Origin of the sequence: Streptomyces sp. CA-210063 (assembly GCF_024612015.1) — a bacterium.
Classification (GTDB): domain Bacteria; phylum Actinomycetota; class Actinomycetes; order Streptomycetales; family Streptomycetaceae; genus Streptomyces.
On record NZ_CP102512.1, the window covers coordinates 3,350,782 to 3,363,448 of the forward strand.

Consider the following 12,667-nt stretch of genomic DNA (forward strand, 5'->3'; position numbering starts at 1 on the left):
GCATCCGGGGCCCGGTGGCTCCCGGTGGCTCCCGGTCGCGAGAGGTGCCCCGGGGAACAGGAAGGTCGGCTCGACGCTCGATGCTCATCGGGCCAGGTCAGCGAGCCGACCCTCCCTCGGCGGACCCCATCGGCCACCCATTGTCAGTGGCCGGTGCGATGCTGTGGGCATGAACCGGGACGATCTGGTGCGGCTGCGGCGGGCGCGCGACCGCATGGACCGCGAGTACGCCGAGCCGCTGGACGTGACCGCCCTCGCCCGGACCGCGCTGATGTCCCCCGGCCACTTCCAGCGCAGCTTCCGCGCGGCCTTCGGCGAGACCCCGTACGGCTATCTCATGACCCGCCGCATAGAGCGCGCCAAGGCGCTGCTGCGCCGCGGCGACCTGACGGTGACGGAGGTGTGCCTGGCCGTGGGCTGTACGTCACTGGGCTCCTTCAGCTCCCGCTTCACGGAGCTGGTCGGCGAGACGCCGAGCGCGTACCGAGCGCGCTCGCACGACGAGAGCGCGGTGATCCCCGCGTGCGTGGCGAAGCGTCTGACCCGGCCCGCCCGGCACCGCATACGCACGGCGGAACCCGGCGAAGCGTCCTAGCGTGAGCACATGGCTACGAACGATCCCCACGCTATGACCAGACTCCCGGCGCCGGATGTGAAGCTCGCCCAGTGCTTCCTGGCCGTCGACGACCACGACAAGGCGCTCGCCTTCTACCGCGACGTGCTGGGCATGGAGGTCCGCGGTGACGTCGGCTTCGAGGGGATGCGCTGGGTGACCGTGGGCTCCCCGCTCCAACCGGACGTCGAGATCGTCCTGGAGCCACCCGCCGCCGACCCCGACATCTCCCCCGCCGACCGCGAGACCATCGCCACCCTCCTCGCCAAGGGCGTCCTCCGCGGCGTCAACTTCACCACCACCGACTGCGACGCCCTCTACGCCCGCGTCGAGTCCTCCGGCGCCGACGTCCTCCAGGAGCCCACGGACCAGCCCTACGGCGTCCGCGACTGCGCCTTCCGCGACCCGGCGGGCAACATGCTCCGCTTCATGGAACGCCGGCCCTGAGCCGACACCGGCCGGGGTGACCGGCGGGCCGACGGAAACGTCGTTGCGTGGGGCGGGGCGGCGGGAGACCGTACGAGTCGTTCAGTCGGAGGGGCTGGACCGTGCGAGAGGGAGCGGCGCTGTGGGTGGAGTGAGCGGGAGCGGTCACGGGGACGCGCGCGAGGGTGGAAGCCCGGCGGACGGGGCGGGCGGGGCGATCCGGTGGACGTACGCCTTCGTCGACCGGCCGGCGGCCGGGTTCGAGCGGGCCTGTGCCTTCTGGACGGCCGTCACGGCGGCCAAGCTGTCCGAACCGCGAGGCGAGCGGGGTGAGTTCGTGACCCTGCTGCCCGAGACGGGCGACGCGTGCGTGAAGGCGCAAGGGGTCGCGTCCGGTGACGGCGGCGCTCATCTGGACTTCGCCGCCGAGGACGTACCCGCGCTCGTGGACCGGGCGGTCCGGCTCGGCGCCGAGGTGGTCACCCCGAACGACGGCTGGGCGGTGCTGCGCTCGCCCGCCGGACATCTCTTCTGCGTGGTGCCGTGGCACGGGGAGTCGGTACGGACGCCGGTGGTCGAGGGGAGCCGGCTGGATCAGGTGTGCCTGGACGTGTCACCGGCCGAGTTCGACGGCGAGGTCGCGTTCTGGGCGGCCCTGTCGGGCTGGGACTCCCGCGCGGGCTCCCTCCCGGAGTTCCACGTCCTGCGCCCACCGACGGGTCTCCCCATCCGCATCCTCCTCCAACGCCTCGACACCCCCCGCCCCGCCTCCGCCCACCTCGACCTCGCCTGCGCCGACATCGACGCCACCCGCACCCGCCACGAACACCTCGGCGCCACGTTCGTGGCCGGCCACCCGCACTGGACGGTGATGCGAGACCCGGCGGGCGGCACATACTGCCTGACGGGCCGCGACCCGGAAACGGGCGGATTGCCACCCAGGGCCGAGTGACGCGGACGGGTAGGGCGCCGCCAGCGGGGGCAACCCCGCCCCGGCGGATCCCGTCAGGCCTTCTTTTCGGTGCTCGCCTCAGCGGTCTCAGCGGTCTCAGCGGTCACCTCGACCTGCTTATCTGCCTCCCCCACGTGCACGTCATGACCACCATGCGCGTCATGACCACCATGCGCGCCATGGCTTCCGTGCGTCCGCCGGGCCACGGCCCGGGGCTTCTCCGCGGCGGCCGTCTGGGCCTCGACGGCCTCGTCGACGTACGCCTCACATTTGGGGTTTCTGCACGGCCCCGGACTCCACACGGGTACCCACGCGCCCAGCGTCTTGTGCCGCCGTACGACCGTGGCCACCGGCTGTCCGCAGACCGGGCAGACCTGTTCGTCGATGCCCATGCGTCCAGGGTATTGCCGATGGCGCCAGGGCGCTCCCCGCCGCACACGGACCATCGGCGACCGGCCAGGCGACCATCGCCCGCCCGGCCGCTGGGCCGCCCAGGCCGCCGGCCGACGCGACCCCGCCCCGTCAGCGCTTCCTGCTGTACGTCCGCACCAGCACCCCGTTGTCGAAGCTCCGCACCTCGTCGAGCGTGAACTCGGAGACGGCGAACCCGGAGCCGAACATCGGCATACCGGTGCCCAGCACGATCGGATACGTCTTGATGATCAGCTCGTCGATCTCGTCGACCAGCGCGCCGGCGACGGCCGAGCCGCCGCACAGGTAGATGCCGAGTCCCCCGTCCTCCGCCTTGAGCTCGCGGACCTTGCCGACCAGGTCGTCCGAGATGATCTCGACGTTCGGGTCGGGCGACTCCTTCAGCGTGCGCGAGGCGACGTACTCGCGCAGATGGGCGAACGGGCTGGTGATGCCCTCCTTCAGCGCCACGTCGTAGCTGGCGCGGCCCTGGATGATCGTGTCGTAGTCCTTGTTCGCCAGACCGTCGGTGCCGATGAGCCGGCGCACCTGGGTCGGGTTGGTGTCCGGGTGCTCCGCCTTGAGGTACTCGGCGAAGTCGCCCACCACGAAGGGGTACATGAACGACGCGTCGCCGTCCGCGTCCCCGATGAAGCCGTCGATCGAACAGGCGATGAGGTACGTCAACTTGCGCAAACCGGTCTCTTTCCCTCGTCCGACAGGTGAGTGCTCCTGAGCCACTCACTCAACCACGTCAGTTATAGTACTTCAACTGTAGTGGTTGCAAGGGATTCAGATACTCCAGGAACTGAGGAGCGCGGATGGTCAGGAACCCGGAACGCAGGGCCGCTCTGCTGGACGCGGCGGTGGCGGTGCTGGCGCGGGAAGGAGCGCGCGGGCTGACGTTCCGCGCGGTGGACGCCGAGGCCGGCGTGCCGGTGGGCACCGCGTCCAACTACTTCGCCGACCGCGACGCCCTGCTCCACCAGATCGACACCCGGCTGCAGGAGCGGCTGACCCCCGACCCGGCCGTGGTCGAGGAACTGCTCAAGGCGCCGAAGGACCGCTCCCTGGTCATGGCTTTCATGCGCGACCTACTGGCCCGTGTGACCGGGGACCGCACCGGCTATCTCGCGCATCTGGAACTGCGCCTCGAAGCCACCCGCCGCCCCGCCCTGCACGCCTCGTACACCGAGTCGGTGCGCGGAGAGCTGGATTTTGGGATGAGCTTCCACCGCGAGGCGGGCCTCCCCGGAGGCGACGAGACCGTCATGGTCCTCTACCTGGCCATGCAGGGCCTCCTCCTCGAACACCTCACCCTGCCCGACGTCCTCGACAACGCCCTCCCCGGCGTCCCCGCCCCCGAAGGCCTGATGGAACGCATCGTGGAATCGATCGTCCCCGAGCACTGACGCCCCGAAAGGGGCGCGGGGAACTGCGCGAGCAACCACAACGCACCCGCACCCGCACCCGCACCCGCCGAACAACCCACATCCCCCGAGCTCTGAGGCGTAAGGGGAAGGGGGTCGCAGGGGCGCAGCCCCTGGGGATGGGACGGGTAGGGGCGGCGGGGGCGAACCCGAAAACCGGCGGGCCCCGCACACCGTGGGGATGTGCGGGACCCGCCGGCCATCCGAAGGCACCGGCACGGCACCGGGTCAGGTCAGCACCGCGCCAGCGCCTCCGGAGCCTCAAGCGGGCGGGTGTTCGCACCCGCGCCACCGGCGGTCGTGGAGGCCACTCGGCCCCACCTCAGCTGCTGCGACGCGTCACGAACTCGGCCAGCGCGAGAAGCCCGCCGGCCGACTCCGGGTCCGGTACCGCACGGGACAGTTCGTGCATGGCCCGGGCCATACGATCGGCCGCCTGGATCTGCGCCCAGTCACGACCACCGGCCCGCTCCACGACCAGCGCCGTACGCTCCAGGTCCCCCTCCTCGTACGGCAGCCCGTACAACTCGGCGAGTTCGGCGGCCTCCGGGGTGCCGGAGGCGAGCGCGGCGACCACCGGGAGGGACTTCTTGCGGACCATGAGGTCCGCCCCGGCCGGCTTGCCGGTGCGGCTCGGGTCCCCCCAGATGCCGATCACGTCGTCGATGAGCTGGAAGGCCAGCCCGGCCTCCCGCCCGAACGCGTCGAGGGCCTGGACGTCCTCCTCACCGGCCCCCGCGTACAACGCCCCCAGCGCGCAGGCGCAGCCGAGCAGCGCGCCCGTCTTCGCCTCGGCCATGGCGAGCACCTCGTCGAGGGTGACGTCCTGCGGACGGCGTCCTTCCATCTCGGTGTCCGTGTGCTGTCCCGCGCACAGTTCGACGACACAGGACGCGAGCCGCGCGGCGGCCGCCGCCGACGCCGGATGCGGGTCCTCAGCGAGCAGCTGCTGGGCCAGGGCCTGCAGCGCGTCCCCGGCGAGGATCGCGTCGGGGATCCCGAACACGGTCCACGCGGTGGCCCGGTGCCTGCGGGTGGTGTCCCGGTCCATCACGTCGTCGTGGAGCAGCGTGAAGTTGTGCACCAGCTCCACCGCCGCGGCGGCCCGTACGGCGGCGGACTCGCGGCCGCCGAGCGCGGCGACCGCGGCCAGGACCAGCGCGGGCCGTATCGCCTTGCCCGCGTTCCCCGCGGCCGGTGTGCCGTCCGCGTGCTCCCAGCCGAAGTGGTAGCGCGCGACCCGGCGCATCGAGCCGGGCAACGACCCGACGGCCCGGCGCAGTTCGGGGTCGACGGACACCCGCGCCTGCTCCAGGATCTCCGCCGCCTCCTGCCCGTCGAACGCACTCACCGCCCCCGACCGACCGACCGGCCCCCGAACACCGGCAGCAGCCCCTGGCATCACCGGCCCCACCGCATCGGCCGACTCCCCACCCTCCGCCGATTCACCGACTCCAGCCGAATCCCCGCCGCTCTCCGGATCCACGGCCCTCGCCGGCTCACCGACTCCCGCCGATCGCGCCGCTCCCGCCGAGCCCACCGCTCCCGTCGGGTCTGCGGGACTCGTGATGGGGCTCCGCCTTTCCGGGATCTCGCCTTGCAGAGTCCCGCCGTGTCCCCGCCCTGACGGGCGGGGACACGGCGTCCGGTCGGACAAGGTCACCGCCAGCGGCCGATCTCGACGTTCTCCAGAACGCCGAGCGCGTCGGGGACCAGGACCGCGGCCGAGTAGTAGGCCGTCACGAGGTACTTGATGATCGCCTGTTCGTTGATGCCCATGAAGCGCACGGACAGGCTGGGCTCGATCTCGTCCGGGATGTTCGCGGCCCGCAGACCGATGACGCCCTGGTCCTCCTCCCCGGTACGCATGGCGATGATCGACGTGGTCCTGGCCTCGGTCACCGGGATCTTGTTGCACGGGTAGATCGGCACGCCGCGCCAGGTCGGGATGCGGTTCCCGGCGATGTCGATGGTCTCGGGGACGAGTCCGCGCTTGTTGAGCTCGCGGCCGAACGCGGAGATCGCGCGCGGGTGGGCGAGCAGCAGCTTGGTGCCCCGGCGGCGGCTGAGCAGTTCGTCCAGGTCGTCGGGGCTGGGCACGCCGTCGTGCGGCTGGAGCCGCTGGTCGTACTCGCAGTTGTGGAGGAGGCCGAACTCGCGGTTGTTGATGAGCTCGTGCTCCTGGCGCTCCTTCAACGCCTCGACGGTCAGCCGGACCTGCTGCTCGGTCTGGTTCATCGGCTGGTTGTAGAGGTCGGCCACGCGCGTGTGGATGCGCAGCACGGTCTGGGCGACGCTCAGTTCGTACTCGCGCGGCGCGGCCTCGTAGTCGACGAAGGTGTGCGGGATGTCCGGCTCACCGCTGTGGCCGGCGGCGAGGTCGATCTCCTTCTCGCCGTACTTGTTGGTGCGCTGCGACGGGATGGAACGCTGCTCCTGAAGGTGCTCGCTCAGGGTCTCGGCGCGCTCCGAGATCTGCTCGACGGCCGCACGCGGCAGGACCAGTACCGTGCACGCGGTGACCGCGCGGGCCGTGTACTCCCAGATCGCGTCGGGGTCGAGCAGCGACTGGTCGCCGAAGTAGGCCCCGTCTGCCAGCACACCGAGGACCGCGTCGTCGCCGTAGGGTCCGGTGCCGATCTTCTCGACCTTGCCGTGCGCGAGCAGGAACACCTCCTCGGCATGGCTGCCGAACTCGGCCAGCACATCACCGGGCGAGAACTCCCGCTGCTCGCACCGCTGGGCCAGCTCGCCCAGCACGTCGATGTCCTCGTAAGTCCGCAGGGCCGGCAGTTCGCCCAGTTCGGCGGGGATGACGGCGACCCGGTCGCCGGTCTTCACAAAAGTGACGCGGCCGTCGCCGACCGCGTAGGTGAGCCGCCTGTTCACCCGGTATGTGCCACCCTGCACGTTCACCCAGGGCAGGGTGCGCAGCAGCCAGCGGGAGCTGATCTCCTGCATCTGTGGTGTGGACTTCGTGGTGGTGGCCAGGTTGCGGGCAGCGGCCGTGCCGAGACTCTGCTGCGGCCTGTCCTGCTGCGAGCGAACCTCTTCGCCTACCGACATACGGATTCCCCTCCGGGTGCACTGATATCGCGGTCACCGATCTCGCGACCCAGCCTCCCACCGCGGAATGTGCCGGTGCTATTACCCGAAAGAGCGGGAATGGATCTTAGAAGTCTGGGCATATCAGGGGACTTTGTCGACGATCCGCGCGCCGGGCGGGCTCCTCGCCGAATCTGACCGGATCGACTCGCACGTCCCACCGTCAACTGGCTCCCACCGGGCGTTGGGAGTACAAGCCTGCGTACGAGGCGGCCACGACCAGCGGCCGTCGCACCGTACGAAGGAGTCGGCCATGGCCCCACCCATGTCCGCGGGAAGATTTCTCACCGTCCTCAAGAACGAGGGCGTCCGGGTCGTCGAGGTCGGCGACTGGGAACATCACAACCGCAACCACAAGGGCCCCTGGGGACCCGTCCACGGCGTGATGATCCACCACACCGTCACCTCCGGCAGCGAACGCACCGTCCGCATCTGCCGCGACGGCTACTCGGGCCTGCCGGGCCCGTTGTGCCACGGCGTCATCACCAAGGACGGCCGGGTCCACCTCGTCGGTTACGGCCGCGCCAATCACGCCGGTTTCGGCGACGACGACGTCCTGCGGGCCGTGATCGCCGAGAAGGCCCTCCCGCTGGACAACGAGGCCAACACCGACGGCAACCGGCACTTCTACGGTTTCGAGTGCGAGAACCTCGGCGACGGCAAGGATCCCTGGCCCAAGGCCCAACTCGACGCCATCGAGAGGGTCTCCGCAGCCATCTGCCGTCACCACGGCTGGAACCAGCGGTCCGTCATCGGCCATCTCGAATGGCAGCCCGGCAAGGTCGACCCCCGGGGCTTCACCATGGCCTCCATGAGAGAGCGAATACGGGCCCGCCTGAAGTAGGGACCCGATCGTGGGCGGCCCCCGGCGCCGGCCGGTCATGTGTCCGACAATGGGCGGATGACCGGCCATCCCCGCGCCCCCGACCCCGACCCCGCCACCGCCCTGCGCCCCCGGCTGCCGTCCCCCCTCCAGGAGGTCGCGGACGACCGCTTCGCCCGCCACGGCGTCCGGCTGCTCCTCAAGCGCGACGACCTGATCCATCCGCAGCTCATCGGCAACAAGTGGCGCAAGCTCGTCCCCAGTCTGCGCGCGGCGGCCGGCCGTCCGCTGCTCACCTTCGGCGGCGCCTACTCGAACCATCTGCGCGCCACCGCCGCCGCGGGCCGCCTCCTGGGCGTGCCCACCATCGGCGTGGTCCGCGGCCAGGAGCTGGCCGACCGCCCCCTCAACCCGTCCCTGGCCCGCTGCACGGCCGACGGCATGCGGCTCCACTTCGTCGACAGATCGACGTATCGCCACAAGACCGACCCGGCCACCCTGGCCGCCGTGCTCCGCGCCGCCGGCGCCGAGGACGCCTATGTCGTCCCCGAGGGCGGCAGCAACGCCCTCGCCGTACGCGGCTGCCAGGATCTCGGCACGGAACTGCGCGGCCGGGCCGACGTCGTGGCCATCGCCTGCGGCACCGGCGGCACCCTCGCCGGTCTGGCCGCCGGTCTGGCCCCCGACCAGCGCGCCCTCGGCATCCCCGTCCTCAAGGGCGGCTTCCTCGAAGAGGAGATACGAAGACTCCAGGACCAGGCCTTCGGCGGCCCGCGCGGCGACTGGCGGCTCGACGAGCGCTTCCACTTCGGCGGCTACGCCCGCACCACGCCCGAGCTGGACGCCTTCGCCGCCGACTTCGAGACCCGCCACGGCCTCCCCGTGGAACGTCTCTATGTCGCCAAGTTGCTCCACGGACTTGTCACCCTCACATCGGAAGGCGTCTTCCCGCGCGGGACGACGATCACCGCGGTGATCACAGGGCGCCCGTTCTAGGACGCCTCGCGGTAGACCGCGGCCTCCTCCAGGTCCAGTCTCCGCAGCAGCGTGCGCAGCATCTCGTCGTCGATGTAGCGGCCGTCCCGCAGCCTCACGAACATCTCGCGCTCGGCGCCGATCATCTCCCGGGAGAGGCGGCTGTAGACGTCGTCGACGCTCTCCCCGGTCACCGGGTTCACCGCGCCGAGCCGCTCCCAGACCGCGTTGCGGCGCCGTTCCAGGACCGTACGGAGACGGTCGACGAGCGGCGGCGGCAGCTCGTTGCTCTCGTTCGCGAGGAGTTCGTCGAGGCGGGCCTCGGCGGCCCGGGACGCCTGGGCCTGGGCGTTGGCCTCGGCGAGCGTCTCGGCCTGCTGGTCGCGTCCCGGCAGCTTCAGCACCCGGATCAGCGGCGGCAGGGTCAACCCCTGGATGACCAGCGTCCCGATGACCGTCGTGAAGGTCAGGAAGAGGATCAGGTTCCGCTCGGGGAAGTCCTCCCCGCCGTGCACCGTGAGCGGGATCGAGAAGGCGATGGCCAGCGAGACGACGCCCCGCATGCCGGCCCAGGCCACGACGAACGGCCCCTTCCAGGTGGGATTGCCCTCCCGTTCCCGGATCCGCCGGGACAGCATCCGGGGCAGGAAGGTCGCTGGATACACCCATATGAACCGGGACGCGACGACGACGAGGAAGACGGCCACGGCGTACCAGCCGGCGCGCACCCCCTCGTACTCGCCCAGTCCTTCGAGGACGACCTGGAGCTGCAGTCCGATGAGGGCGAACACGGCGGACTCCAGCAGGAAGGCGACCATCTTCCAGACGGCCTCCTCCTGGAGGCGGGTGGCGAAGTCGACCTGCCAGTTGCGGTGGCCGAGATACAGGCCGACGACGACCACGGCGAGCACGCCGGAGGCGTGCACCCACTCGGCGAGCCCGTAGGCGACGAAGGGGATCAGCAGGGAGAGTGTGTTCTGCAGCAGCGCTTCCTTCAGGTGCGTGCGCAGCCAGTGGATCGGCATCATCAGCAGCAGGCCCACCGCGACGCCGCCGACCGCCGCCACCAGGAACTCGACGATCCCGCCGGTCCAGCTCGCGCCCTCGCCGACGGCGGCCGCGAGGGCCACCCGGTAGGCGGTGATCGCGGTCGCGTCGTTCACCAGGGACTCGCCCTGCAGGATCGTGGTGATCCGCGACGGCAGCCCCACCCGCCGGGCGACCGCCGTCGCCGCGACCGCGTCCGGCGGCGCCACGATCGCGCCCAGCACCAGCGCGGCGGTCAGCGGCAGCCCCGGCACGATCATGTACGCGGCCCAGCCCACGGAGAGGGTGGCGAAGAGCACGTAGCCGACCGACAGCAGCGCCACGGGCCTCAGTTGGGCCCGCAGATCGAGGTAGGAGCTGTCGCCGGCGGCCGTGTACAGCAGTGGCGGCAGGATCAGCGGCAGGACGATCTCGGGGTCGAGCTCGTAGTGCGGCACGCCGGGCAGGTACGACACCACGAGCCCCACCGCGACCAGCAGCAGCGGGGCGGGCACCGGCGTACGCCGGGCGGCTCCGGCAACCGTCGCGCTCCCCGCGACCAGCAACAGCAAGGGCAAAAAGTGCATCGCTTCCCGCCGTCTTCGTTTCCGCGCGAGGTTTCGCGCACCCGTCGTAACCTGGCAATCATGAAACAGTGCACGCACGCGGACGCGCTGCCGCACCCCGAGCCCGAACCCCTGAGCGAGACGTGCCCGGAGTGCCTGGCCGCCGGGAGCCACCCGGTGCAGTTGCGGATGTGCCTGGAGTGCGGGCACGTGGGCTGCTGCGACTCCTCGCCGATGCGGCACGCGACCGAGCACCACAAGGAGAGCGGCCATCCCATCATGCGCACCTTCGAAGCGGGCGAGTCCTGGCGCTGGTGCTTCGTCGACCATGTACTCGTATGACCCGAAGGAGCCGATCGGACCCGAACAGGACCCCTCCGAACACGTCCGCGACGTCGTACGACGGAACCATGTCACCCCGTGACACGTCGACGTACTCGTGTGACAAGGTTCGGCAGTCCGACGCCTGGGTACGTCAATCCGGCGCGCGCTCTTCCTATTTGAGGCCCGCAGACCTCTAGCCACCGAGCGTATTCATAGGCTTACTATGAGTGACAGCATGGGGTGGGGTCTCCAGGACCCTGAGGACACGGCACTCGGGAGCGCGATAGCGTCACCGCTGAACCACGTAGCGCATTACCCGGGGGGCGACCCTCGGCCCCCGAAGAAGCTTGTACCACCTTGGAGGTGAGGGTGTCCCAGATCGCAGGCGAGCCCGGGACCCAGGACTTCGTGGAAGTCCGGCTGCCGGCCGCGGGTGCCTACCTGTCGGTGCTGCGTACGGCGACGGCCGGCCTCGCGGCCCGTTTGGACTTCACCCTCGACGAGATCGAGGACCTTCGCATCGCGGTCGACGAGGCCTGCGCGATCCTGCTCCAGCAGGCCGTGCCCGGCTCGGTGCTGAGCTGTACCTTCCGCCTCATCGACGATTCGCTGGAGGTCACGGTGTCGGCCCCCACCACGGACGGCCACGCCCCCGCACGAGACACCTTCGCCTGGACCGTGCTGTCGGCCCTGGCGGGCAAGGTCTCCTCCGCGGTCGCCGACGACAAAACCGTTTCGATCAGCCTCTACAAACAGCGCGGCGCGGGACCCGGGCCGGCGTGAGGAACGGGGACGGTCCGGTGCGGGACGAAGAACGCGGCACACGGGAACTTCCCGCGGAGGATGACGGCGGTCCGAGTGGACCGGCGCATCTGGCGGACGGCGTCGACGGCATCCCCGAGCAGGCCCGGCCGCACCCGGAGGACGACTCCTCGGCGGCGGCCGGAGCGTCTCGGTGGGCGGAGCCGGCCGACGGCGAGGAGCGCGAGGCGCTCTCCGACGGGCAACGGGATCCGGAGAGTGCCCTACGGAGCACCACGTCCTCACGAGGGCGGACTGGGGCCTCCCCCGCTCGAGCACAGTCGAGAGCTGGGGGAACGGTGACGGCGGGCGGGACTATGAGCGAGCACGAGCGACACGACGAGGCGGGCGCGCAGAGCGTGCGAAGCACGCAGCACGACCCTCAGGACCGCAGCGGGGCGCGAGCCCTGTTCGTACAGCTGCGTGCCCTGCCGGACGGCAGTGCCGAGTACGCGGAGCTGCGCAACCGGCTGGTCCGGATGCATCTGCCGCTCGTGGAGCACCTCGCACGCCGCTTCCGCAACCGCGGCGAGCCGCTGGACGACCTGACGCAGGTCGCCACCATCGGCCTGATCAAGTCGGTGGACCGCTTCGACCCGGACCGCGGCGTGGAGTTCTCCACGTACGCGACCCCCACGGTCGTCGGCGAGATCAAGCGGCACTTCCGCGACAAGGGCTGGGCGGTGCGGGTGCCGCGCCGGCTGCAGGAGCTGCGCCTCGCGCTGACCACGGCCACGGCCGAGCTGTCCCAGCAGCACGGCCGGTCCCCGACGGTGCACGAGCTGGCCGAGAAGCTGGCCATCTCGGAGGAGGAGGTCCTGGAGGGCCTGGAGTCGGCCAACGCGTACTCCACGCTGTCCCTGGACGTCCCCGACACCGACGACGAGTCACCGGCCGTCGCGGACACGCTCGGCGCCGAGGACGAGGCACTGGAGGGCGTCGAGTACCGCGAGTCCCTCAAGCCGCTGCTGGAGGACCTCCCGCCCCGGGAGAAGCGCATCCTGCTCCTGCGCTTCTTCGGCAACATGACCCAGTCGCAGATCGCGCAGGAGGTCGGCATCTCCCAGATGCACGTCTCCCGCCTGCTGGCGAGGACGCTGGCACAGCTGCGCGAGAAGCTGCTGGTGGAGGAGTAGCGGCCCCGCCCCGTCAGGGGCGTGGGGCTGTATCGGCGCGCGGCTCCACCGTGCGGGCGCGCGCAGCCACCGACGGTCG

14 protein-coding genes are annotated in these 12,667 nt (G+C 71.0%); 9 read left to right on the forward strand and 5 right to left on the reverse strand.

Going from position 1 to position 12,667, the window contains the following annotated elements; translation table 11 throughout:
* The first annotated feature begins 169 nt into the window (after nt 1–169).
* The 3 genes from JIX56_RS14275 (at nt 170) to JIX56_RS14285 (ending at nt 1,991) form a co-directional block, all read left to right on the forward strand.
* On the forward strand, nt 170–595 hold the full coding sequence (locus JIX56_RS14275; protein WP_257540751.1) for a helix-turn-helix transcriptional regulator: 426 nt from the start codon (nt 170–172) through the stop codon (nt 593–595).
* A 9-nt stretch (nt 596–604) separates the two neighbouring features.
* Complete coding sequence (locus tag JIX56_RS14280) at nt 605–1,060, forward strand: VOC family protein (protein WP_443031817.1); 456 nt, start codon at nt 605–607, stop codon at nt 1,058–1,060.
* Nucleotides 1,061–1,256: 196 nt separating this feature from the next.
* Nucleotides 1,257–1,991: a VOC family protein gene (locus JIX56_RS14285; RefSeq protein WP_257550854.1), complete on the forward strand. Its 735-nt coding sequence runs from the start codon at nt 1,257–1,259 to the stop codon at nt 1,989–1,991.
* A 53-nt stretch (nt 1,992–2,044) separates the two neighbouring features.
* On the opposite strand, the gene JIX56_RS14290 is transcribed toward JIX56_RS14285, so the two are convergent.
* Both JIX56_RS14290 and JIX56_RS14295 read right to left on the reverse strand, forming a co-directional pair.
* Nucleotides 2,045–2,383, reverse strand: a complete 339-nt coding sequence (locus JIX56_RS14290) for a hypothetical protein (protein ID WP_257540755.1) — start codon at nt 2,381–2,383, stop codon at nt 2,045–2,047.
* A gap of 130 nt (nt 2,384–2,513) precedes the next feature.
* Nucleotides 2,514–3,098: a dihydrofolate reductase family protein gene (locus JIX56_RS14295; protein WP_257540757.1), complete on the reverse strand. Its 585-nt coding sequence runs from the start codon at nt 3,096–3,098 to the stop codon at nt 2,514–2,516.
* 125 nt (nt 3,099–3,223) lie between these two features.
* Between JIX56_RS14295 and JIX56_RS14300 the strand changes: the two genes are divergently transcribed.
* Complete coding sequence (locus JIX56_RS14300) at nt 3,224–3,814, forward strand: TetR/AcrR family transcriptional regulator (protein WP_257540759.1); 591 nt, start codon at nt 3,224–3,226, stop codon at nt 3,812–3,814.
* Nucleotides 3,815–4,154: 340 nt separating this feature from the next.
* On the opposite strand, the gene JIX56_RS14305 is transcribed toward JIX56_RS14300, so the two are convergent.
* Together JIX56_RS14305 and JIX56_RS14310 are read right to left on the reverse strand one after the other, a co-directional pair.
* Nucleotides 4,155–5,234: a family 2 encapsulin nanocompartment cargo protein polyprenyl transferase gene (locus JIX56_RS14305; RefSeq protein ID WP_257540760.1), complete on the reverse strand. Its 1,080-nt coding sequence runs from the start codon at nt 5,232–5,234 to the stop codon at nt 4,155–4,157.
* 257 nt (nt 5,235–5,491) lie between these two features.
* Entirely contained in the window at nt 5,492–6,898 is a 1,407-nt protein-coding gene (locus JIX56_RS14310; RefSeq protein ID WP_257540762.1) for a family 2B encapsulin nanocompartment shell protein, read from the reverse strand.
* A 292-nt stretch (nt 6,899–7,190) separates the two neighbouring features.
* On the opposite strand from JIX56_RS14310, the gene JIX56_RS14315 reads away from it, so the two are divergent.
* Both JIX56_RS14315 and JIX56_RS14320 read left to right on the forward strand, forming a co-directional pair.
* A complete protein-coding gene (locus JIX56_RS14315; protein WP_257540764.1) occupies nt 7,191–7,781 on the forward strand; it encodes an N-acetylmuramoyl-L-alanine amidase in 591 nt (196 codons plus the stop codon).
* Between the two features lie 57 nt (nt 7,782–7,838).
* On the forward strand, nt 7,839–8,756 hold the full coding sequence (locus JIX56_RS14320; protein ID WP_257540766.1) for a 1-aminocyclopropane-1-carboxylate deaminase/D-cysteine desulfhydrase: 918 nt from the start codon (nt 7,839–7,841) through the stop codon (nt 8,754–8,756).
* Here the strand turns inward: JIX56_RS14320 and JIX56_RS14325 are convergent.
* Nucleotides 8,753–10,348, reverse strand: a complete 1,596-nt coding sequence (locus JIX56_RS14325) for a Na+/H+ antiporter (protein ID WP_257540767.1) — start codon at nt 10,346–10,348, stop codon at nt 8,753–8,755. The genes JIX56_RS14320 and JIX56_RS14325 overlap by 4 nt on opposite strands.
* A 60-nt stretch (nt 10,349–10,408) precedes the next feature.
* On the opposite strand from JIX56_RS14325, the gene JIX56_RS14330 reads away from it, so the two are divergent.
* The 3 genes from JIX56_RS14330 (at nt 10,409) to JIX56_RS14340 (ending at nt 12,588) form a co-directional block, all read left to right on the forward strand.
* Nucleotides 10,409–10,669, forward strand: coding sequence for a UBP-type zinc finger domain-containing protein (locus tag JIX56_RS14330; RefSeq protein ID WP_257540769.1), 261 nt, complete (start codon nt 10,409–10,411; stop codon nt 10,667–10,669).
* Between the two features lie 351 nt (nt 10,670–11,020).
* Entirely contained in the window at nt 11,021–11,434 is a 414-nt protein-coding gene (locus tag JIX56_RS14335; protein WP_257540770.1) for an anti-sigma regulatory factor, read from the forward strand.
* Nucleotides 11,431–12,588: a SigB/SigF/SigG family RNA polymerase sigma factor gene (locus tag JIX56_RS14340; RefSeq protein WP_257540772.1), complete on the forward strand. Its 1,158-nt coding sequence runs from the start codon at nt 11,431–11,433 to the stop codon at nt 12,586–12,588. The genes JIX56_RS14335 and JIX56_RS14340 overlap by 4 nt, the downstream gene beginning before the upstream one ends.
* The last annotated feature ends 79 nt before the right edge of the window (nt 12,589–12,667 follow it).